The organism is Lamprobacter modestohalophilus, from assembly GCF_016583905.1.
Classification (GTDB): Bacteria; Pseudomonadota; Gammaproteobacteria; order Chromatiales; family Chromatiaceae; genus Lamprobacter; species Lamprobacter modestohalophilus.
Genome location: NZ_NRRY01000026.1, coordinates 1 through 22,269, shown reverse-complemented (window position 1 = coordinate 22,269; position 22,269 = coordinate 1). Strand labels below are relative to the sequence as shown.

The window sequence follows — 22,269 nt, the reverse complement described above, 5'->3', positions numbered from 1 at the left end:
CCTCATGGATCTGCTCGATCTCGACAACGAGGCGATGTATTTCGAGACGTCGCTACCGGACGATGTCCAGCAGCTGCTCGACGAGAGCGGCCAACAGTATCGCTCACAGGCACTCGACGGCTCATCCGAGGATGATCTGGAGCTGACCTCCGTCGACAGTGCGGAATGGGCCCTGCTGCGCGCCTACCTCAAGGCCCCAGAGCATCTCTCGGTGATCGTCGCGCTCTATCGGTTCTTCTATTACCGCCACCGCTATGCCGAGGCGGTGATGATGGCCGATCGCGCGATCCTGCTGAGCAGCCGACAGCTCGGTCTGACCGAGGATTGGCGCCAGCTCAGACAGGCCGACCTGGAGCGGGCAGCGCAGCACTCGATGACCAGCACCCGATTTCTGCTCCTAGCGCTTAAGGGCGCAGCTTGGCTGCTCCTGCGCCAACATCAACCACAGGCCGCGATCGAGCGACTGGCCCCGGTGCGCGCCTTCGATCAAAAGGACCAGCTCGGCACGAGCGAACTGCTGAGCTGGGCCGAAAAGGCGTTGCGGCGCGAAGAGATCAGCAACGCCGGTGGCAATGTCCATCTGCTCGGCGATTGAGCGATTGAGATTGAGCGATTGAGACCGCCGCGCATGGAGCGCAGCCGATACCACGCGATTCCAGAGTGACCTTGACCCGATAACGGAGACCGCCATGGCTGACCTCAACACATCGACACCGTTGTATTCGAGCACGAATTCGATGACGAATTCGAGGACCAATCCGATGCCCGATACGCTCAATCATCCGATCCCGGACTCGATCGATGCCTTCGAGGTTGATCTCGACGAGCTCGAAACCGCCGAAGACTTTTTGGACTACTTCGGCGTCACCTTCGAGCCGAGCATCGTGCATGTGAATCGGTTACACATCCTGCAACGCTTCCACGACTACCTCGGCGAGATCGACGAGCCGCCAGATAGCGCCGCTGCCCGCTATCGGCTCTATGCCGACCTCCTGCACGGCGCCTACCAAGATTTCGTCGGCTCCGATGCGCGCACCGAAAAGGTCTTCCGCGTCTTCAAGATGCGCGCGCCGCGGCAGGTCAATGTCGGCCTCGATCAGCTCCTCGCGAGCGCTAGCCGCAATGCGCCTGCTTCACTGACGGAGCAACCCCTCTGATGCGGCCGCTCTACGACTACGGCGACGAGGTGCGGGTACTGCGCAATCTGCGCAACGATGGCACCTTCCCTGGCCAATCAACCGGCACTCTGCTGGTGCGCCGCGGCAGCACCGGCTATGTCCGCGATGTCGGCACCTTTCTGCAGGACCAGATCATCTACAGCGTGCATTTCCTCGACGGTGATCGCATCGTCGGCTGCCGTGAGGAAGAACTGCAGCCGGCCAGCGATCCCTGGACGCCGAGCCGTTTCGAGTCGCGCGAAAAGGTCGCCGCCCGGATTGCGCTCGGCCGCGGCGGGCGCGTGCTGGTCGAGCAAGGCCGCATCGGCGAGGTGATCAAGGTGTTGCGCGGGCCAGCCACGGCCGAGCAGACCGGCGAGGTCGCCTACCATGTCCTCTTCCCAGGTTGCAGCCTGTTGCAGGTTCCGGAGTCCGCGCTCGAGCCCGCTCCACCCCCAGAGTCCTTCTCGTCGTCTACGGTCACCGCAACGCACGACCTCAGTCGCAGCAATCAGACCGCCATCGCGGAGCAGAGCCCATGAGCGCATCGCAGGCCATTGCCCCCAACCCCACAGCGTCCGGTCAACAGGACGCCGAGCCCGAGCACTACCGCTACCATCTGCTGCGCGCCGCAACGGCTCGCTTTCAACGCAACATCCCTGCCCTGTCTCGCGACGAGTTGGCTGAAGCCGAGCGTCAGGCCCAGCGCAGCTTCGCCCTCGAAGAGCAGGTCTTGAAGAGTACCGAAGCGTTGGATGTGTTGATCCCCGATACCCAGGTCCAACGCGCCTATCAAGCAGTCAAGCAGCGCTACGAGAGCCAAAGCGAGCTCGAGGCCGACCTTAAGCGTAATGGTCTCAACAGCCGTGAGCTGCGCCAAGCCTTGCGCCGCGAGCTGATCTTCGATGCCGTGATGCAGCGCGTCGGTGCGCGCCATGCGCCGATCACCGACGCCGATGAACGGCTCTTCTACGAGCTGCATCGCGAGCGCTTCGACACCCCCGAGACCCGCAGCGCACGCCACATCCTGATCACGATCAACGACGACTATCCCGAAAATTGCCGCAGTGCCGCACGCGCACGCATCGACGCCATCAGCGAGCGCCTGCAAGCACAGGCCAGCGTCCAGGCCGATGCCCCAGCGGCCGCCCTGCTCAACGCCTTTATCGATGAAGCCCGCAAAGGCTCCGAATGCCCAACCGCGATGGAAGGCGGTCAGCTTGGCAGGCTCAACCGCGGCCAGCTCTACCCCGCCCTCGATGCCGCGTTGTTCGCGCTTGCAGCAGGCCAGCTCAGCGGCGTGCTCGAGTCCGAGCTCGGCTTTCACCTGCTGCTTTGCGAGGCCATCCATCCCGCCAAGACGCTGCCGTTCGATTCGGTTCGGCCGCGTATCCACAGCGCGCTCGAACAGCGCCGCCGCAAGGAGCAGCAGCGGCAATGGCTAGCGAGCTTGAAGGCTTGAAGATTACAAAGCCGATCAATCCGGATCAGTCTCTCTAAGCTGCCGAAAAAACCGTCTGATGCGAGCTGTCTTCGCCGACACCGGCTACTGGATTGCGCTGCTCAATCCCAAAGACCAGACTCACGACTGAGTGCAACAAACACGGCAACCGCTACCCTCACCGATCACGCCGTTCAACGGTCTCGGGATCGACAGTGATAGGCCGGTAGATCTCGACCCGATCACCGTCGTTGACCTTGGCGTCGAGCTTGCTGAGCTTGCCGAAGATGCCGACACGCTGGATGTCGAGGTCGATATCCGGATATTGGCGCAGCAGCCCCGAGTGCTCAATCGCCTCGCGCACCGTGCTGCCGTCCGGAACGTCAAGGTTCAACCAGGTGTGTTTGAACTTGTCTGCGTAGGCGACACCGATGTGCATGGATCAAGCCTCTTGTTGAGCTGAATTGATGGGATGGAAAAGCAGTCAACAACCAGGATCTCGCCTGGAGGTTTCGCCTGAGGATCTCGCCTGGCTCGGCAGCGACACTTGGCCACAGGCATCAGCGTCAAGCCAAAGCAGCCAATCACCCTGGCGATGCAAGCGAGGCCGACTGTGCACGGCGCTTGATGTTCGGCAACCGTTTTAGCAGTCGCTGGCCAGCCAGCAAGAACCCTAGGGCTAGGAAACCACCCGGCGGCAAGATCATCAGCAAGAAGCCGCGATAGTCCGAAATCAGCGTCACCTCCAAGAAGCCCATCGCCTCGCCGAGCAGCAAGGAGGCATTCGCGAACAGGGTTCCAGAGCCAATCAGCTCGCGCATCGCGCCGAGCGTGACGAGGACCAGCGTGAAGCCGACGCCCATCATCAGCCCGTCGAACACCGCCGGCGCAATCCGATTGCGCGAGGCGAAGGACTCGGCGCGACCGAGGATGGCGCAGTTGGTCACGATCAACGGAATGAATAGCCCGAGCACCTTGTGCAGATCGTGCAGCCAGGCATTCATCGCCAGATCGACCAACGTCACCAAGGTGGCGATGATCAGCACGAACACCGGGATGCGCACCTGCGGTGTGATCAGCCCGCGCAGACTCGAGACCAGAAGCCCCGAAGCAACCATCACCACCAGCGACGCCAGTCCAAGGCCAAGCCCATTGGTGGCAGTGCCGGTGACCGCGAGCAACGGGCAGAGTGCCAGCATCTGCGCCAGCACCACATTGTTGTCCCAAAGCCCATCGCGAGCGATGCGGCCCCAAGGGGTGCGTTCACGGGCGGTCTCGTTAAGGTCTTTGGTCATCGCGAGCGCTTCCCACTGGATCTGAGGTCATGTTCTGAGGTCATGTATCAAGCCAGCTTCTAAACCACGTCCATTTTGGGATGTGCAATGTTGACCGCACCCGCTGCGGAAAAATGACGTTTCTGTCTCTGGACGCGGTTTAATCGCCATGCTTAGAACGAGAGCCATTATTGGCTGGTCTCGGTCGTGATCACGACTGAGGCGATCAAGGCATCGCGCTGCGCGGCGAAGATCTCGAGTCCGCCCTTGATCGCCGCGACCACCGCACGTGGGGTAATGGTCGCGCCACTGAATTGATCGAAGACGCCGCCATCCTTCTTCACTGCCCACTGCTCGGGCGGCGGATCGGTGAGATCGCGGCCATTGAAATCGGTGATCCAAGCGTCACGCGCAATCTCGATCTTGTCGCCAAGCCCTGGGGTCTCGCTGTGCGCCAGCACCCGGGCGCCGAGGATGCGTCCATCGACACCGATCCCGAGCAGCACGCGGATCGGGCCGGCATAGCCTTGGCCAAGGGTCTCAAAGGCGACCGCCGTCACGTCCAACCCCCGCAGCGCGCGGTAGACGATGATCGGGTTCTCGCCATGACGGCTCGGGCTTCGGCTCGAACCCGAACCCGAGTTTAAGCTCGAACGCGGAATCATCATCGGATTCGCGAGCAGGTCGTTGTCATGCAGCTCCGCGGGAATCACCTGCTCCAGCGACGCCAGCAGATCCTCGGCCTTGCGCTCGGCGATCGGCCCCTTGGTGACCAGATTCCCGACCACCAGCAGCACCGAGGCGGCGAGCGCGAATCCAGCCAGCAGCAGTGCCTGATAACCGATGCCATCCCGATCGGTGAAGGTTTGTGGCAGAGATCGGCTCATCGCTGGCGCTCCTGGGCGGTATCCCCAGCCACCGGCAGCGGGCGCCCGCGCCGATCGCGGCCGAAGATACGCGGCTTGATGTAATGATCGATCATCGGCGTCGCCGCATTCATCAGCAGGATGGCGAAGGCGGCCCCCTCGGGATAGGCGCCGAAGGTCCGGATCAGATAGATCAGCAGCCCGATCCCTGCCCCGAACACCGTCTGACCGAGCCGCGAGACCGGCGAAGTCACCGGATCTGTGGCGATGAAAAAGGCCGTCAGCAGGGTCGCGCCGGCGAGCAAATGCAGCAGCGGGCCGGCAAAGCGTGCGGGGTCGAGCAGGTGCAGCAGGCTGGCCGGAACCGCAACGCCGAGCAGGACCGCGACCGGGATCACCCAGTCGATCACGCCCTTGCGGATCAGGAAGAGCCCGCCGAGCAGCAGCAGCAGCGCCGAGGTCTCGCCGAGGCTGCCAGGGATACCACCCAGCAAGGCACGCAACGGCGCAAACAGCTCGGGGGTCGCCGCGGCCAGATCGCCACCCTGCTGCAGGATCAGATCGACCTGGCCCAGGATCGAGGCGCCGCTCATCGCATCCCAGGGCGCGGCTAGCCCGTCCAGACTAATCGCCAGTCCGGCGCTGAGCCCCGGCGTCTGCTCGAAGAACAGCGGCTGTGGACCCACCCACTGCGTCATCTCCAGCGGAAACGAGACCAGCAACACCACCCGCGCCACCATCGCGGGATTGAACAGGTTCTGGCCCAGTCCACCAAACACCTGCTTGCCGACGATGATGGCGATAAAGGCGCCCAGCACGCCGATCCACCAAGGCGCCCAGGGCGGCAAGGTCATCACCAGCAGCCAGCCGGTGAGCAGTGCCGAGCCATCCATCAGGGTCGGTCGCAGCGGCTTACCGCCGAGGATCAGCGCCAACGCCTCGAACAGGAGCGCGGCACTCAGCGTGGCGGCGAATAACAGGATCGCCGGCCAGCCAAATTGCCAGAGGCCGAGCAGCGTCGCCGGCAGCAGCGCCAGCAGGACCAGCCCCATGGTGCGGCTGATGCTGACCGGCGCATGCGCGTGCGGGCTGGCGAGGAGTGAACTGTCTAGCATGCTTGCGCCTCCGCAACCGCCTTGTCTTGATTCGACTCAGGCGCTTGCTCGAGCCCGTTTTCGGCCGACGGCTCAGTCTGAGGCTCGATCTTGGCCTCAGCCTGATTGGCTGCTATGACCTGCTGATGTGCTACGGCCTGCCTCTCCGCCTCGGCCTGCGCCTTCGCCTCGGCCTGCGCCTTTGCTTCGGCCTGTGCCTTCGCTTCAGCCTGTTTCTTCGCCTCGGCCTCGCGCTTGCGCTTGGCCATCGCCTCACGCTTGGCACGCTTCTGCGCCTCGAGCCGCTGCGCACGATGCTCGGCAAGGCGTTTGGTCTCTGTCTGCTTCTGCTTGGCCCGACCACGCGCGGCCAGCTCACCCTTGGCGTGATTGAAGAACTGCACCAGCGGGATGTGCGCCGGACAGACATAGGCGCAGGAGCCGCAGCCGATGCAATCCATCAGCCCAGTCGAGACCGCGCCATCGAGATCGCCACTGCGCACATGCGCCGCCATACCGAGCGGCACCAGCCCACAGGGACAGGCCTGCACACAGCTACCGCAGCGGATACAGGGTTGCGGCTCGCGCTTGCCGGTCTCAGCCGCGGTCAGCGCCAGGATGCCGTTAGTGCCCTTCATCACCGGCACCCGTAGCTCCGGGATCGGCTGCCCCATCATCGGCCCGCCGGCGATCAAACGGTCGGGGTCTTCGCGGAAGCGCCCGCAATGCTCGATCAGGTCTTCGATCTTGGTGCCGATCAGCACCCGCAGGTTCTTCGGCGCGCTGATCGCCCCGCCGGTGACGCTGATGACGCGCGAGACCAACGGCTGACCGAAGCGTAGCGCCTCATGCACGGCGAAGGCGGTCGCCGGGTTATGCACCACGACCCCGATATCGGCGGTCAGCCCCCGTGCCGGTGTCTCCTGACCGGTCAGGGTCTGCACCAGATGCTTTTCTGAGCCCATCGGATAACGCATCGGCAGTCGCACCACATCGGCCCCATCGAGTTCGGCCGTGGCCCGTTGCATCGCCGCCAGCGCCTCGGGCTTGTTGCCCTCGATTCCGATGAGCAGGCGATCGACGCCAAGCGCCCGCGCCATGATGCGCGCACCATCAACGATCGCCTCAGCCTGCTCGCGCATCAGTTGATCGTCACAGGTCAGATAGGGCTCGCACTCGGAGCCATTGATGACCAAGGTCGACAGCTTGTAGCGCTTGCCGAGCCCAAGCTTGACCGCCGATGGAAAGGTCGCGCCCCCCATGCCGACGACGCCAGCATCCGCCACTCGCTGCGCGATCTCAGCCGGCTCCAACGCAAAGGGATCAGCGACGCCTTCGATACGCTTGTGCCAGCGATCCTTGCCATCCGGCTGCAGGGTGATGGTGCGCACCGAGAGTCCGGAGGGGTGATTGGCGGGATACAGACCCAGCCCAACGATGCGACCCGAGGTCGGCGCATGGATCGGCGCCGAGACCGCGCCCTGAGCCTGGGCGATGCGCTCGCCCTTGGCGACATACTGACGTCGCTGCACCAGCGGATTGGCGATCGCGCCGATATGCTGCTGTAACGGGATATGCAGCAGCTTCGGCATCGGCAAAGGCTCGATCGGCCGACCAGCGGCGAGGGTCTTGCGGTCGTCGGGATGCACGCCGCCACGGATTCGGAACAGTTGCATCGAACAGGCCTCAGCGAGCGTGAGTAGAATGGATCATGCGTCAACAGAGCGGATCAAGCTTCATATCGATGGGTCAGGCCGCCACCGGCTGCGGCCAGATCCAATTCGATGGGGTCTGAGTTGGGCTGCGCATCTCGATGCACTCGGTCGGGCAGTCCTCGGCGCAATCGCCACAGCCGATGCAGGCGTCCTCGAACACGGCATGGATCTGATCCTTAGCGCCGACGATGGCATCGGTCGGGCAGCGCTTGAAGCACTTGGTGCAGCCGACACAGAGCCGCTCGTGGACAAAGGCTACCTTCGGCGCCTGCTCGGCAACCGCGCTAAGATCAATGCTCACCCCGAGGCGCTGCGCCAAGGCCTGCGCCAAGGCTCGCCCTCCAGGCGGACAGAGGGTCACTGGCGCCTTGCCCTCCGCGATCGCCGCTGCCGCTGGTGCACAGCCTGGAAAGCCACATTGGCCACATTGAGAGCCGGGCAACAGTGCCTCGATCTCGGCCACCAGCGGACTCTCCTCAACCTTCAAGAAGCGCGCCGCAACGCCGAGCAGCGCGCCCAGCCCGAGGCCAAGTGTGGTCAAGCTCAGGATCGCAAAAACCATGATGTCGAAGGCTCCAAAGTGAGCGCTGAGGTTCGCACTGAAGTTAGCGCTGGAATCGGCTCGCGCGCGGGGCTAAAGGGTTGCCGGCTGTCTCCATCCGGCGATCAGCTGCAACGACCATCCTCACGCCAGCCCCGCGAAACCCATAAAGGCCAGCGACAGCAGCCCGGCAACGATGAAGGCAATCGGCGCCCCGGCGAAGGTCGCCGGCACCTGCGCCAGTGCCAGGCGCTCGCGTAGCCCGGCAAACAGCACCATCACCAAGGTGAAACCGAGCGCCGAGCCAAATCCGTAGAGCAGGCTCTCGACAAAGCTGTGCTGCTCCTGGACGTTCAGCAAGGCCACGCCCAAGACCGCGCAATTGGTCGTGATCAACGGCAGGAAGATGCCAAGCACTTGATACAGCATCGGCGAGACCTTGCGCACCATCATCTCGGTGAACTGCACCACTGCAGCGATGACGAGAATGAAGGTCAGGATGCGCAAAAATCCGATCTCCAGCGGCGCCAGCAGCCAATGCTCCAACAGCCAACTGGCCGCCGCGGCCAGGGTCAGCACAAAGGTCGTCGCCAAACCCATACCAAGTGCGGTATCAAGCTTCCCAGACACCCCCATGAATGGGCAAAGGCCAAGGAATTTGACGAGCACCACGTTGTTCACCAGCGCGGTCGCGAGGATCAACATCAAAGACTCAGTCATGGGGCTTCAGCAGGGCTCTCCAGCGAGGGCAGTCAACGCACAGCCGGGGCGGCGCGCAATCGAGACTGGGTGCATCTAGCAAACTGAATGCCAGCGCTGCGCAGCCCGCGCGAAAAGCGGAGTGAGCGACCCCTGACCTAAGCCGAAATCCTCATCAGACCGGGGGTCTTCGGCCACGCTGGACTGGCTCGAGGTGGACTGTGCTCAGCCGTCGAGCACGCGGGTCAGCTGTCGCGGACGACACAGCCAGCATGCTGGGCCACAGTAAATTGTCGTAAAACCGACAAGGCTATCTGCGTTTCCTGTCGGTCAAACATCCCGACAGCGCCAAGAGCCGGAGCCTGATAGAGGCATGACAGTGTCGGCCAGGATGGTGCAAGCTTGGGGCCGGCATGATATCTGCTTAATACAGTGCCAACGTCAGGGCTCAACGCCCCGACCCGCGCTGATGGCACAGGCTGATGGCCCGCGCTGATGGCCCGCGCTGATGACACAGCAATGACTCGTCACGAAAAAAGATTAGGTCACGATAGAGGAGACACCCATGGCTCGATCATCCCCGGAGAGCAGCGCACCAGTTTCGCAGCATCCAAGTCCGGGTGCGACCTCGCCGCGTCAGTCGCCAGCGCACGCGTTCAACGCATCTGCCAGCGCCGGTCTGAAGAAGAACGCGCAGCCCCTCATGCAGAATGCCATCTCGGCATTCCTACGCGAGCCACCCGATGACACCCCGCCCGAGGTGCTGACCGCGTTGCGACTGATGGCAGGGAACGCCTCCGAGCCATTACCGCCGCGCCTCTATTTCGAGACCGTCGAACAAGCACCCGTGGCGATCTCGATCACCGATCCAACCGCCAGCATCCTCTACGCGAACGCCGCGTTCGAGCATCTCAGCGGCTATCTGCGCGACGAACTGTTGGGCAAGAACCAGTCGATCCTGTCCAGCAACGCAACGCCAGACAGCATCTATCGTCAGCTCTGGCGCACCATCCAGCGCAAAAAAACCTGGACCGGAACCCTGGTGAACCAGCGTAAAGGGGGCGATGAATACCTCGCCGAGCTGGTCATCTCCCCGGTCCTCGATAGCAGCGGCGAGATTGCCTATTTCCTCGGCATGCATCGCGACGTGACGCGCGAACATGAGCTCGCGACCGCACTTCGGCAGCAGAAGACACGTATCGAGAATGTGCTCGACGCCGCGCCAACGGTGATGGTGCTGCTCGACGCCGAGGGCGAGATCATCCTCGACAACATGGAGTACAAAAAACTGTTCGGCGACCTGCGCGGGCGCGAGCCCTTGCCGTTGATCCGTGCCGCGCTGCGTCAGCAGGCTGGTTTCGACCCCATCGAGCGCACCGTCCCCGCCACCGGCGATGGCGAAGACTTCAAGAACGTCGAGGTCAGCCTCGAGGTGCCCGGCGGCCTCGGTCCGCGTTGGTTCTCTTGCTCCGGCACCCGCATCAGCGAACAGGACGGCAGCGCCCGCAGCTATTTCGGTCGCGGCAATCGCGGCGACGCCCGTCTGTTACTGCTCGCCACTGATGTCACCGCCCGCCATCGCGAAATCGAGCGCGCTCATCTAGAGCATCTGCGCGCGCGCATTGCCGAGCAACGACTGGCGCAAGGCATGCGCGAGGCGCTGGCCGCCGCGAGCTACCAGATTCAGACCCCGCTCAACCTGCTGCGCGCGGCGAGCGCCATGTTCGCCAATGGCGCCGGCACCCTCGAGGGCTTCGCGCCGACCCTGGCGCAGATCACCGAGACCAGCGAGCAGGCGCTGAAAACACTGCAAGCGGCGCTCCCGGACGCGATCGCCGAGGCCTGTGTCAGTGTCAATGTCAACGAACTGGTGCGGCACGTGCTTGCCCTAGAGACCGATGCGCTGCTCGCCGCCGGCGTCACCGTCGACTGGCGTCCAGCGCATGTCCTGCCTGAGATTACCGCGCGCCAGACCGAGCTGCGCTCGCTGTTCAAGAACCTGATCGACAATGCGCTGCAAGCGACAGGCGAAGCCGGGCGCAGCCAGCGCGAGCTGCATATCAGCACCCGCGCGCTTGATGACGCGGTCGAGGTCTGCATCCAGGACAGCGGCCCCGGCTTTCCGAGTGGCGATCGCTACAAGGCCTTTGAGCCCTTCTATATCGGCTGGCGAAACCGTCGCGGCCGTGCCGGCATGGGACTGCCACTCGCTCAGGAGCTTGCCAACCAGCATGGTGGCAGCATCGAGATCGACCCGGAATACAACGACGGTTGCCGCATCCTGGTGACCTTAACCAACGCCCTGCCCCGTGACTGACTTAGACCCCGTGCCAATGTACGACAAGGACCTACCAGAATCGCCACGCCCCGAAACGGGAACGGATACGCGAACAGAGATGCGAGTGGATACGCGAACGGATACGCGAACGGATTCGCGAACGGATTCGCGAACGGATACGCGACGCGCCGATCTGCTTGAGGCGCAGCTCGCCGCCTTGTTCGATGTCAGCCGCATTCTGAGTCGCTCACTCCAACTGCGCGAAACGCTGCGCGCGGTGCTGCAAACATTGCACGAGCGCGAGCGTCTGTGCCTGGGCATGGTCAGCCTGCTCGACGAAGAGTCCGGCGACCTGCTGATCAGCGCCCTGCACGATGACGACGCCGCCCCGTTCGAGAAGGTGCGCTATCGCCGCGGCGAGGGGGTCATCGGGCACATCCTTGAGACCAATCAAGAATGGCTGCTAGAGCGGGTCAGCGATGAGCCGCGCTTTCTCGATAAGCTCGGTATGTTCAACCGTGACCTGCCCTTCATCGGCGTCCCGATCCGCATCGGCGATGGCCCCGCCGCAGGCGTGTTCGCCATCCAGCCACCCGTGCGCGATGAACACTTGCAGCAGCGCGCGCGTTTCACCGAGATGGTCGCCAATCTCATCGGCCAGGCGGTGCTGCTGGCACGCTCGGTCGAGGCCGAGCGGCGAGCGCTGCGCGAGGAGCGCGATGCCCTGCGGCGTCACGTCAAAGGCACCCATGGCTTCGACAGCATCATCGGCCACACCCAGCGCATGCGCATCGTCTTCGAGCAGGTGCGTCAGGTCGCGAAATGGAACACCACGGTCTTGGTGCGTGGCGAATCCGGCACCGGTAAGGAGCTGATCGCCAACGCCATCCATTACAATTCACCGCGCGCACAGAGCACCTTCGTCAAACTCAACTGTGCAGCGCTGCCCGACAATCTGCTCGAATCCGAGCTGTTCGGCCATGAAAAAGGCGCCTTCACCGGCGCGGTGAACCTGCGCAAGGGCCGCTTCGAGCAGGCCGACGGCGGCACCCTGTTCCTGGATGAGATCGGCGAGATCAGCCCGGCCTTCCAGGCCAAGCTGCTGCGCGTGTTGCAAGAGGGCGAGTTCGAGCGCGTCGGCGGCAGCCGCACCATGAAGGTCGATGTGCGCGTGATCGCCGCCACCAACCGCAACCTGGAGCAAGAGGTCAAGGCCGGCGAGTTCCGCGAAGACCTCTATTACCGGCTCAACGTGATGCCGATCGTGATGCCAGCACTGCGCGAGCGCATCGAAGACGTGCCCGAGCTGGCCCAGTTCCTGGTCGCTAAGGTCGCCAAGCAGCAGGGCCGCGAACTCACCATCACCGACAGCGCGCTGCGCGTGCTGATGCGCTACGACTGGCCCGGCAACGTGCGCGAGCTCGAGAACTGCATGGAGCGTGCAGCGGTGATGAGCGAATGCGGCATCATCGACCGCGATGTGATCGACCTGACCGGGCTCGATGTCGGCAACTTGCCGGAACCGCGCGCGGCGTTTTCCTCAGCGGCCGGTTTGGGCGCAAGCTCTAGCGCCGGTGCCACAGACGACGCGATCGACTTCGACGATCCGGACGTCGACGAGCGCGAGCGGGTGATCGCCGCCCTCGAGCAAGCCGGCTGGGTCCAGGCCAAGGCCGCGCGCCTACTCAACATGACCCCGCGCCAGATCGCCTATCGGATTCAGACGATGAATATCAAAGTCAAGCAGTTTTGACGCTTAGCCTACCCAAACACGCGCATTCCGAAACAGCCGCATCCAGGGGCTGTCTTCGCCCCAATCATCAGGATGCCAGGACTGCTGTACGGTCCGGAAGATGCGCTCCGGGTGCGGCATCATGATGGTGACACGCCCATCGCTGTTGCAGAGGCCCGTGATGCCCTCCGGCGAGCCATTCGGGTTAGCCGGGTAGCGGATGGCCGCTGTGCCATCGGCCTCGATGTAGCGTAGCGCTGTCATCGGGCCGGCGGTCTGCTGCTGTGCCGTATCACGGAACTCAGCTCGACCCTCGCCGTGCGAGACGACGATCGGCAGCCTCGCACCCTGCATCCCCTGCAGCAGGATCGATGGCGAGGGCCTCACCTCGACCATCAGCAACCGCGCCTCGAACTGCTCCGAGCGGTTGCGCACGAAATGCGGCCAGTGCTCAGTACCGGGGATCAGCTCGCGCAGATTGGCGAGCATCTGGCAGCCGTTACAGACACCGAGCGCGAAGCTGTCAGCACGGGCAAAGAAGGCCTCGAACTGCTCGCGTGCGCGGGGGTTGAACAGGATAGTTTTGGCCCAGCCCTCACCCGCACCGAGCACGTCGCCGTAGCTGAAGCCACCGCAAGCAGCCAGCCCCTGAAAGCCGTCGAGCCCGAGACGCCCCTCGAGCAGGTCGGACATGTGCACATCGATGCAGTCGAAACCGGCGCGGTCGAAGGCAGCGGCCATCTCGATCTGACCGTTGACGCCCTGCTCGCGCAACACCGCGAGTCGAGGCCGGGCGCCAGTCGCAATCAGCGGCGCGGCGATATCCTCGGCGGGATCGAAGGGCAGCGCGGCGCTCAGGCCCGGCTCATCGGCACTGATTCGCGCAAATTCCTCATCGGCGCAGTTGGGGTTGTCGCGTAGGCGCTGCATCTGCCAGCTGGTCTCGGACCAGGCCTGCTGCAGCTCGGCGTGGGTTGCCTCGAACAACAGTCGTTCACGCTGGCGGATGCGGATCAGCCCATCGCTGCTTGGCTGGCCGAGCGGATGGCTGCAGGCGCCGAGTCCATGGCTGTACAGTCGATCCAAGACCGCCGCCATCTCGGCTGCGGGAACCTGCAGGACGGCACCGAGCTCTTCAGCGAACAAGGCCGCGATCGGATCACGCCGACCGCCTCGTGGTGCTTGCCTCGCGCTGCCATCAACCTCGTCCTCGCCATCAACGGCGCCCCTTTGGTTGAACACCGGCAGCATCCCGAGATCGCAGTCGACCCCGCAGCGCCCGGCAAAGGCCATCTCGCAGAGGGTCGCGAGCAGGCCGCCATCGGAGCGATCATGATAGGCGAGCAGCAGACCGTCGTCCTTCAGCGCCTGCATCGCAGAGAAGAAGGCCTTGAGCAGCGCCGGATCATCCAGATCGGGCGGCACCGCGCCGATGCGCCCGTAGACCTGCGCCAGCGCCGAGCCGCCGAGACGATCCTGCCCACGCCCGAGATCGACCAGCACCAGCACCGTCTCACCGCGATCGAGTCGCAGCCAAGGCGTCGCACAGCGGCGCAGATCGCGCACCGGCGCCACCGCCGAGACGACAAGCGAGAGCGGTGCGGCCATCTCGACAGGCTCTGTGCAGCCATCGCTGCCAGCAATGCCAGCCGTCTCTTTCGAGCCATTCGCAGCCTTCGCACCCTTCGCAACAGCAGGATCTCCTTCACCGCTTAGGTTCGCAGCAACGACAGCACTTTCTGCGACAGACCGGTCGGCTGAAGCGACTGGAGATACCGGCCGCTCCCAGACCGTCTTCATGCTCATCGAGTCCTTGCCCACCGGAATCGCGATCCCCAGCGCTGGACACAGCTCAAGCCCAACCGCGCGCACGGTCTCATACAGACGCGCGTCCTCACCGGGATGCCCGGCCGCGGCCATCCAGTTCGCCGAGAGGCTCAGCTGTTCGACACCCTGAATGTTGGCGCCAGCGATGTTGGTGATCGCCTCGCCAACCGCCATCCGCCCGGACGCCGGGGCATCGAGCAGCGCGATTGGCGCACGCTCACCAACCGCCATCGCCTCGCCGCTGAAGCCATCAAAATCGGTCAAGGTCACCGCGCAATCGGCCACCGGCACCTGCCAGGGACCGACCATCTGATCGCGGTTGACCAGGCCGCCGACGCTGCGATCGCCGATGGTGATCAGGAAGCCCTTCGCGGCCACGGTCGGCAACCGCAGCACGCGGCCAACCGCGTCGGCCAGATCGATCGCCGCCAGATCAAGCGAGTCGCCAACGGCCTCGACCGAGCGGACATCGCGCAGCATCTGCGGCGGCTTGCCGAGCAGCAACGACAGCGGCATCTCGATGGGGACTGTGCCAAACTGGCTGTCCTTCAGGATCAGCTGCTCGTCATCAGTCGCCTCGCCAACCAGCGCATAGGGGCAGCGCTCGCGCGCGCAGATCGCCTCGAACTCGGCCAGCCGCGCCGGATCGATGGCCAGCACATAGCGCTCCTGCGCCTCGTTGCACCAGATCTCCATCGGCGACATGCCGGGGTCGGCGTTCGGCACCCGGCGCAGCTCGAAGCGCCCGCCACGTCCGCCGTCATGGACCAATTCTGGCAGCGCATTCGACAAGCCACCGGCGCCGACATCATGGATGAACAGGATCGGGCTCGCCTCGCCGCACTCATTACAGCGGTCGATCACCTCTTGACAGCGACGCTGCATCTCCGGGTTGGCACGCTGAACCGAGGCGAAGTCCAGATCCTCGGCACTGGCGCCGCTGGTCATGCTCGAGGCCGCGCCACCGCCGAGCCCGATCAGCATCGCCGGCCCGCCAAGCACCACCAGCGGCACGCCCGCCGGGAACCCGGCCTTCTCGACATGGGTCTCGCGCAGGCTGCCAACACCACCGGCGAGCATGATCGGCTTGTGATAGCCGCGTAGCTCAAGACCGCCACCCGGCCGTGGCACCTGCTGCTCGAAGCTGCGGAAGTAGCCGGTCAGATTGGGGCGGCCGAACTCGTTGTTGAAGGCGGCAGCGCCGATCGGTCCGTCGCGCATGATCTCAAGCGCCGAGCAGATCCGCGCCGGCTTACCCCAGTCCTGCTCCCAGGGCTGCTCGGCGCCGGGGATGCGCAGATTCGAGACCGAAAAGCCACAGAGGCCGGCCTTGGGTTTCGCGCCGCGGCCGGTCGCGCCTTCGTCGCGGATCTCGCCGCCGGAGCCAGTCGCCGCGCCGGGATCAGGGGCGATCGCGGTTGGATGATTATGGGTCTCGACCTTGAATAGGATGTGCAGTGGCTCATCGCTGCGTCGATAGCGATGGTCCTCAGCGGCAGCGGCGAAGCGCTTTCCGGTCCAGCCGGTGACCACGGCCGCATTGTCTTTGTAGGCCGAGCGCACACGATCGGGCGAGCAGGCGGTGGTGTTACGGATCATCGCGAACAGCGACTGCGGCTGCGGCTCGCCGTCGATGATCCAATCGGCATTGAAGATCTTGTGCCGGCAATGCTCGGAGTTGGCCTGCGCGAACATCATCAGCTCGACATCGGTGGGATCGCGTCCCAGTGCGGTAAAACGCTCGGCCAGGTAATCGATCTCATCGGCGGAGAGCGCGAGGCCAAGCTCACTGTTGGCCCGATCCAGTGCCAATCGGCCCTCGGCCAGCAGCGCAACCTGAGCAAGCGGCCGCGGCTCGGCTTGGGCGAACAGACACTCGGCCTCGGTCGGATCGCGCAGCACGATCTCGGTCATGCGGTCGTGGAGCAGCGCTGCAGCCCTCGCGAGCGCGGCCTCGTCCAGCGTATCGATCGCGACATCGACATTGGCGTCGAGATCGGCATCGGCATCGAGATGGGTATCCATAGAGATCGGCCGAAGACGATAGGCCGTGCCGCGCTCAAGCCGGCGGACCGCGTTCAGCCCACAATGCTGAGCGATATCGGTGGCCTTCGATGACCAGGGCGAGATCGTCCCGGGGCGCGGCACAACCAGCAGCAGGCTGCCTTCTGCGGGTGAACTCTCACCACCGGATCGGGATGCGTCCTCAGCCAACGGCTGTCCGCCGCCAGCCAAGTCGCCCTGAGCGATCGCGGAAGACGACTCGGCAGCAAGACCCAGCGCAGCCTCAGCCGCCGGTCCGTAGCGAAGCAGCCGCGTCAGCACCGCCTCCTCATCGGCTTCGAGCGTCCGCGTCAGATCGACGAAGTGGACAAACTCAGCCGCCAAGCGGCACTCAGGTAGCCCAGCCGCGCGCAAACGCGCCTTGAGCTTGGACAGACGAAAATCGGACAAGGCGGGCGCGCCGCGCAGTATGCGCATCAGAACGAGCTCCAAAACAGGGATCGCGGGAATCAACGGCTAGATGATACGCGAGCCTAGAGCAATGAGTCTGGGCGAGGCGTTGAGAACCTGAGCCCAAGCCAGGATCTACAGATCCGTTTCCGATAGGCTAGCGCAGCTTCCATCGTCCTTTATGAGACAACGAAAATCATGCGTTTCGAGTTCGAGCCAATCGGCATCTGCCGCTCAGCCTACACCGATAAATTCGGCATCCCGCGGCAGCCGAGGCTGGTCACCGCTGCCGAGGCGCAGATTGAGCTGCTGCCGCCCTATGATCGCGAAGAGGCCTTTCAGGCGCTTGAGGGCTTTTCCCACGTCTGGCTGGTATTCATCTTCCACGCCGATTGCCTTGAGGCGAACTGGAGTCCAACGGTGCGTCCGCCACGGCTCGGCGCCCAGACCAAGGTCGGCGTCTTCGCCAGCCGCTCGCCCTATCGGCCGAACCCGATTGGAATCTCAGCCGTCGCCCAGCACGGGCTTGAGCGAAAAGGTAAGCGGCTGATGCTCAAAGTTGCCGGTGCTGATCTGCTCGATGGCACGCCAATCCTCGATATCAAGCCTTATGTGCCCTATGCCGATGCCATCCCAGAGGCTCAAGGCGGCTTCGCCCAGGCGCGGCCCGAACCGCGCTTTGTCGTCCGCTTCAGCGCTCATGCAGTCGTGGCCATCGCCGAGCAGGATCCCCAAGACCGGCTCCGCCTGCATGAGCTGATCGAGCAAGTCATCGCACAAGACCCGCGCCCCGGCTACATGGATCGCTATCCCGATCGGCGTGAGTTCGTATTGCAGCTCTACGCGCTGGAGATCCAATGGCGACTCGAAGGCGACTGTGCGCGAGTGACTCGCATCACCCCGCTGACGAGCTCGGGTTGATGTGAGCCGGTGTCTACGCCCCCGGCCCTCAAGGCCGCAGACATCGAAGCGATCAAGCAACAAGGCGACATGACGACCGAAGGTCTCGATCCGGAACGCGGGCACCATCAGCCCGGCCTGGCTTGTTTGGGTCGATCTTGTTTGGACGAGCTTGTTTGGACGATCTTTGTCTCAGCTGCCTTCGTCTCAGCGATCTCAGCGATCTCAGCGATTCTTGTTCGAGTCGTCCTGATCGGTGCCGTCGTTGCCTGTGATGCGCTGCTCGCACTCAAAGCGGCGGAAGCGTGCGCTGCCGTCCGGATCGGTCTCGGTCAGGGTCATCATCAGGTTGGAAAGATTGATCTTGAAGCGCCCCTGTTGGGCCTCGATCTGCTTACCGGTCATCCAGATCGCCTCCTCGTTCTGAAGATAGGCAGCGCTGCTCTCGATGACGGCAAAGTCATAGGTGAAATCTTCACCCGGCCTGCTCTTAGTGACCAGCACATCAACCGGGTCAGACTCCTTAGGTTCCTGCTCGCCGTAGCTCAGCTCGCCTGGCGCACCAAAGCTCACCGCGCGCATCGGCTGCTCGACACAGATCAGATCCAGCCGCTCCGGCTCAAAGCCGTCAGCGGCCCACAATGCCGCCACGGGCGCCATCAAACCCAACAAGCAGGCCGCAAGCGCGGGCGCTAGTGGACAGGCAGGAACAGCCGGGCGCAGGCAGGAAAGCGTGCGCCACGACAGACTAAGATCGGTTTCGTTCATCAATGCCTCCAACACAAAGATCATCCTCGATCATCAGGGACAACGCTCGGCGGATTCGAGCGCCGGTTATCTCAGCTGACCACGAAGTCGGGCCAGCTCGACGAGCAGTGCCTCTTTTTCGGCGCGTTCACGTTCTTTTTCCGCGCGTTCATGAGCTTTCTCACGACGTTCCTGGTCGGCGAGCCGTTCGGCCGTCGTGGCTCGCTGCTCGGCCTGCTGAAGCGCTTGCTCGGCCTGCTGGTGCGCTTGCTCGGCCTGTGCGCGCGCCTGGCGATCCCGCTGCCAGTTCGGCAGCACGAAGGGCGCGTAGACTGGGTCCTCGAGCATCGCCTCTGGGCTCGGCTGGCGACTGAGATCCTCGAGCCGAAAGCGAAAGCCGGGCAGGATCGCTGAGCGGATGAGGCCGGCTTCGCGGGGGATGGGCTCGTAGAGACCGAAGGCGTTGCGCCGATAGAACAATTGCCAGCGCGGGTCATGGTGGATGATGTAGTACTCGGGCACGCCGGCGGCTTGATATTCGTCGTGCTTTTGCTCGGTGTCGCGCTGAATCTCGGCTGGGCTGCTGTCGGAGAGGGCTTCGACGCAGAGGTCGAAGGTGCCTTGGTAGGAGCGGTCCAGGTCCGCGAGCGGCTGAGGATTGCTGTCGAGCACCAGGCCGAGGTCGGGCTTGCGGATGGCGACCTTGTTCGGCAGGCTGAGGCGAAAACCGAATTCCAGGCAGGTCAGGCGGGCGTTGTGGTGGCTGTCGAGGTAGAGCCGAAACAGCCCGAGCAACCATTGGTAGATCCAGGTGGTGAGGGCATCGGACACCGGCTTGACCTCCAGTACGCCGTTATTCCATTCGTAGCCGTTTTCGTGTTCATAGTACTGGGCCCAGTAGTCGGCTTCGCTGACGCGGGTGCCTGCTGGCGGGTCGATGAGCGGTTGGCGTTCGGCATCGCCCTCTAGGGGGGCGGCGGGCCGCGGATGCTCGGCAAATGCGCGGGGCGACATCATGGGGCTCCTATGGATGCAGGCCAGCATAGCCGGCTACTGACCGGCTACTGACCTGCTACTGAAGTGATTGAGCAACGCTTGCATGGCAGTTGGGGCATGATCACTGAGCGATTGAGCGCGCCAACGGCCGATATTGCAAGCCGTAGAACATCTCCAGATAGCGAGTCGTCTCGGTGCGCTCCAGGTTGCTGACATATTTCCAAAAGCCATAGACCCGCGACAGCGTCATCATGCGCTCGGCATAACGGCGCCAGGTGTAACGCTCCTCGACGCGCGCTAGGGCACCGTCGGACAACGCCAACCACTGATCGCCGTCCTCAGCGCAGCGGCGCAAGAAGTCGGCGATCAGCGTCGCCGAGGCCTCGCCGTGGTTCGGGTCGATATGAAAACCTGAGACTCCATCCTCGATGATCTCGAGCGGACCGCCATAACGGGTCGCGAACACCGGCAGCCCACAGCTCATGGCCTCGATCACCGTCAGCCCAAAGGCCTCGAACAGCGCCGGCTGCACAAAGAGACCGCGGCGATCGGCGATGCTGCGATAAAGCTCGCCAGCGAGCGGCTTCTCGAGATGAATCCCAAGCCAGCGCACCTGGCCATCGAGCCCATGATGGTCGAACAGGTAATGCATCGCCTCGATCTGTTCGCGCTCCTCGTCATCACCCGATCGGCCTGGATCGACATGACCACCGACCACCACCAGATTTGCCTGCTCGCGCAGCTCCGGGCTATTGCCAAACCAGTCCACCAGGCCGGTGATGTTCTTGATTCGGTCCAAGCGCGCCATGGTAAACAGCAGCGGCCGCTCATGATCGGCCAACTGGCCGCGTGATTCCCCCTCACGCGGGCCTCCGTAGATGAGATCCGCGATCTCATCCTGCAGATGGATCAATCGCCGCTCGCCATCGGTGTAGGGAAAATAGATGTCTTCATCCGCACCCGGCGAGACGATGTTGAACTTGGGATCATAGACATCGACACCGGAGACCACCCGATACAGCCCCGGCATGGTGAAGCTGGTGTAGCTCTCGTACTGACCGACGCTGTCGTCGGTGCCGGCGATCTCCTGATAGGTGCTGGTAATGACGAAGTCGGCGCTGTTGATCGCGATGAGATCAGCGGTGAACTGGGCCGAGAAATGATAACGCTCCTCGTTGTCGCGCCAGTACAGGTCCGAGAGCAGGTATTTGGTCTTCTCCAGCGCATGGGCGATGTTGCATTGGCTGACGCCCAATCGCTGAGAGAGCAGCGAGGCGACTAGGTTGCCATCGGAATAGTTGCCGATGATCAGATCCGGCCGACCGCCCAACTCGGCCAAGAGCTCACGCTCGGCATCGAGTGCATAGCCCTCTAGGTAGGGCCAGATGCGGAAGCGCGAGACCCAGTGCGGCAACACCTCACCCGCGGCATTGCGGAACGGCACGCGCAGGATCACCGCATTGCGAGTCCCGGCAATCGGCTCGAGGCGCTCATTGCACATGGTGCCCTCAGACTCGGGGATGAGTCGGGTCAGCACCACCACGCGCGGCTCGATATCGATCCCCTGCTCGGCCAGCCGCTGATGCATCTCGCGCTCGAGCGCGCGCACCTGATCCAGGATGTAGACGACCTGGCCACCGGTGTCTGGCCGCCCGAGCACGTTCGATTGGCCAAACCAGCCATGGGGCGAGACGATCGCGATCGAAAAGATCATCGGCACCCGGCTCAGGAAGCTCTCGAGCGACTGCGGCGAGGGCGCCTCGAGGATGTCGAGCAAGAGCCCCATGGTCTCGCGGATGCGCGCGGCGTCATGGCCCCAGCCGGCCTCGAAGCCGAACCCACGCAGGTCCGCTGAGAGTTCAGCATAGGGTGTATGACTCGGCCGACGGCGCAGCGGGATCATCGCCTGGCGCAAGGCGTTGCGCAGCTCGGCGACGCTACTGATGGCATCGTTCAGCATCAGCTGATGGCCGCGGTAGCTGTGCATGCGCAGAAAGCCGAGGAGACGCTGATCGCCCTTACCCAGCTCATCGAACAGGCGGCTCGAGAGACGTCGGTTGAGGAACTCGACCCCACGCCCAATCGAGCCCTCTTCGCTCAGTGTCTGCTGCTCGCGGTAGAACGGCCGCAGATCGATCTCCAGCCCGAATGGATCATCGTTGCCACCGGTGGCCAGATGCTCCTTGAAGCGTAGAAACTCAGAGACCGTGACCTCGTTCAGGTCCATGGTCTCGAGATGGATACGGAGGTAATCCCACTTCGCGACCCGGCGGCGCAGCGCCAGATAGACCCAAGAGGCATTGATCGCAGCCTCCTGTGCCTGCAACAGAGCGCGCGCTAGCGCAGTGTCCGCGATCTGGTCATCGTCGAGGCACAACTGCTCGAGCGCATCTTGTAGATCGCTCTGCAGCAGGAACGGGCGCTGCAGCCCGATCAGATGATGCATCACCCGATGCGCCTTGCTGCGATTCTCGGCGAGAAAAGCGGCGAGCGCTGGGATGCGGGCATTGGGGACCTCTGCTTGCATCGGCATCTCCCTAGCCCCCCC

Annotated in this window: 18 protein-coding genes; 7 read left to right on the top strand and 11 right to left on the bottom strand. The window is 63.8% G+C overall.

The window, feature by feature from the left end; translation table 11 throughout:
* The first annotated feature begins 4 nt into the window (after positions 1 to 4).
* The 4 genes from CKO42_RS15230 to nifM all read left to right on the top strand — a co-directional run bounded on the left by CKO42_RS15230 (position 5) and on the right by nifM (position 2,619).
* On the top strand, positions 5 to 595 hold the full coding sequence (locus tag CKO42_RS15230) for a hypothetical protein (protein ID WP_200245831.1): 591 nt from the start codon (positions 5 to 7) through the stop codon (positions 593 to 595).
* A gap of 166 nt (positions 596 to 761) precedes the next feature.
* On the top strand, positions 762 to 1,157 hold the full coding sequence (gene nifW / locus CKO42_RS15225) for a nitrogenase-stabilizing/protective protein NifW (protein ID WP_200246011.1): 396 nt from the start codon (positions 762 to 764) through the stop codon (positions 1,155 to 1,157).
* Positions 1,157 to 1,699: a nitrogen fixation protein NifZ gene (locus tag CKO42_RS15220; protein ID WP_200245829.1), complete on the top strand. Its 543-nt coding sequence runs from the start codon at positions 1,157 to 1,159 to the stop codon at positions 1,697 to 1,699. Before nifW ends, CKO42_RS15220 begins: the two co-directional genes overlap by 1 nt.
* Positions 1,696 to 2,619 (top strand): nitrogen fixation protein NifM, encoded by a 924-nt coding sequence (nifM, locus tag CKO42_RS15215; RefSeq protein ID WP_200245827.1) that lies wholly within the window; start codon positions 1,696 to 1,698, stop codon positions 2,617 to 2,619. Before CKO42_RS15220 ends, nifM begins: the two co-directional genes overlap by 4 nt.
* 157 nt (positions 2,620 to 2,776) lie before the next feature.
* Here nifM and CKO42_RS15210 read toward each other — a convergent pair whose 3' ends face one another.
* The 7 genes from CKO42_RS15210 to rsxA form a co-directional block, all read right to left on the bottom strand.
* Positions 2,777 to 3,037, bottom strand: coding sequence for an RnfH family protein (locus CKO42_RS15210; protein ID WP_200245825.1), 261 nt, complete (start codon positions 3,035 to 3,037; stop codon positions 2,777 to 2,779).
* A 145-nt stretch (positions 3,038 to 3,182) separates the two neighbouring features.
* Positions 3,183 to 3,893, bottom strand: a complete 711-nt coding sequence (locus CKO42_RS15205; RefSeq protein WP_200245823.1) for an electron transport complex subunit E — start codon at positions 3,891 to 3,893, stop codon at positions 3,183 to 3,185.
* Between the two features lie 167 nt (positions 3,894 to 4,060).
* Complete coding sequence (locus tag CKO42_RS15200; protein WP_200245821.1) at positions 4,061 to 4,759, bottom strand: RnfABCDGE type electron transport complex subunit G; 699 nt, start codon at positions 4,757 to 4,759, stop codon at positions 4,061 to 4,063.
* Positions 4,756 to 5,853 (bottom strand): RnfABCDGE type electron transport complex subunit D, encoded by a 1,098-nt coding sequence (locus tag CKO42_RS15195; protein ID WP_200245813.1) that lies wholly within the window; start codon positions 5,851 to 5,853, stop codon positions 4,756 to 4,758. The genes CKO42_RS15200 and CKO42_RS15195 overlap by 4 nt, the downstream gene beginning before the upstream one ends.
* Positions 5,847 to 7,508, bottom strand: coding sequence for an electron transport complex subunit RsxC (gene rsxC / locus CKO42_RS15190; RefSeq protein WP_200245811.1), 1,662 nt, complete (start codon positions 7,506 to 7,508; stop codon positions 5,847 to 5,849). Before rsxC ends, CKO42_RS15195 begins: the two co-directional genes overlap by 7 nt.
* 73 nt (positions 7,509 to 7,581) lie before the next feature.
* Positions 7,582 to 8,109, bottom strand: a complete 528-nt coding sequence (locus CKO42_RS15185) for an RnfABCDGE type electron transport complex subunit B (protein WP_200245802.1) — start codon at positions 8,107 to 8,109, stop codon at positions 7,582 to 7,584.
* A gap of 123 nt (positions 8,110 to 8,232) precedes the next feature.
* Positions 8,233 to 8,808, bottom strand: coding sequence for an electron transport complex subunit RsxA (rsxA, locus tag CKO42_RS15180; RefSeq protein WP_200245794.1), 576 nt, complete (start codon positions 8,806 to 8,808; stop codon positions 8,233 to 8,235).
* 544 nt (positions 8,809 to 9,352) lie between these two features.
* Between rsxA and nifL the strand changes: the two genes are divergently transcribed.
* Positions 9,353 to 11,104 carry a nitrogen fixation negative regulator NifL gene (nifL, locus tag CKO42_RS15175; RefSeq protein ID WP_242479419.1) on the top strand — a complete coding sequence of 584 codons (1,752 nt, stop codon included), beginning with the start codon at positions 9,353 to 9,355 and terminating at the stop codon, positions 11,102 to 11,104.
* Between the two features lie 85 nt (positions 11,105 to 11,189).
* The gene (gene nifA / locus CKO42_RS15170; RefSeq protein WP_338034929.1) at positions 11,190 to 12,818 is read left to right on the top strand and encodes a nif-specific transcriptional activator NifA; all 1,629 of its coding nucleotides are present in this window, start codon (positions 11,190 to 11,192) and stop codon (positions 12,816 to 12,818) included.
* Positions 12,819 to 12,821: 3 nt separating this feature from the next.
* On the opposite strand, the gene purL is transcribed toward nifA, so the two are convergent.
* Complete coding sequence (purL, locus tag CKO42_RS15165; RefSeq protein ID WP_200245790.1) at positions 12,822 to 17,105, bottom strand: phosphoribosylformylglycinamidine synthase; 4,284 nt, start codon at positions 17,103 to 17,105, stop codon at positions 12,822 to 12,824.
* Positions 17,106 to 17,276: 171 nt separating this feature from the next.
* Between purL and tsaA the strand changes: the two genes are divergently transcribed.
* The gene (gene tsaA, locus CKO42_RS15160; RefSeq protein WP_200245788.1) at positions 17,277 to 17,999 is read left to right on the top strand and encodes a tRNA (N6-threonylcarbamoyladenosine(37)-N6)-methyltransferase TrmO; all 723 of its coding nucleotides are present in this window, start codon (positions 17,277 to 17,279) and stop codon (positions 17,997 to 17,999) included.
* A gap of 204 nt (positions 18,000 to 18,203) precedes the next feature.
* On the opposite strand, the gene CKO42_RS15155 is transcribed toward tsaA, so the two are convergent.
* The 3 genes from CKO42_RS15155 to CKO42_RS15145 all read right to left on the bottom strand — a co-directional run bounded on the left by CKO42_RS15155 (position 18,204) and on the right by CKO42_RS15145 (position 22,248).
* Positions 18,204 to 18,746 (bottom strand): hypothetical protein, encoded by a 543-nt coding sequence (locus CKO42_RS15155; protein ID WP_200245782.1) that lies wholly within the window; start codon positions 18,744 to 18,746, stop codon positions 18,204 to 18,206.
* Between the two features lie 66 nt (positions 18,747 to 18,812).
* Complete coding sequence (locus CKO42_RS15150; RefSeq protein ID WP_200245780.1) at positions 18,813 to 19,739, bottom strand: Uma2 family endonuclease; 927 nt, start codon at positions 19,737 to 19,739, stop codon at positions 18,813 to 18,815.
* 103 nt (positions 19,740 to 19,842) lie between these two features.
* Entirely contained in the window at positions 19,843 to 22,248 is a 2,406-nt protein-coding gene (locus CKO42_RS15145) for a sucrose synthase (protein ID WP_200245778.1), read from the bottom strand.
* Positions 22,249 to 22,269 lie beyond the last annotated feature (21 nt).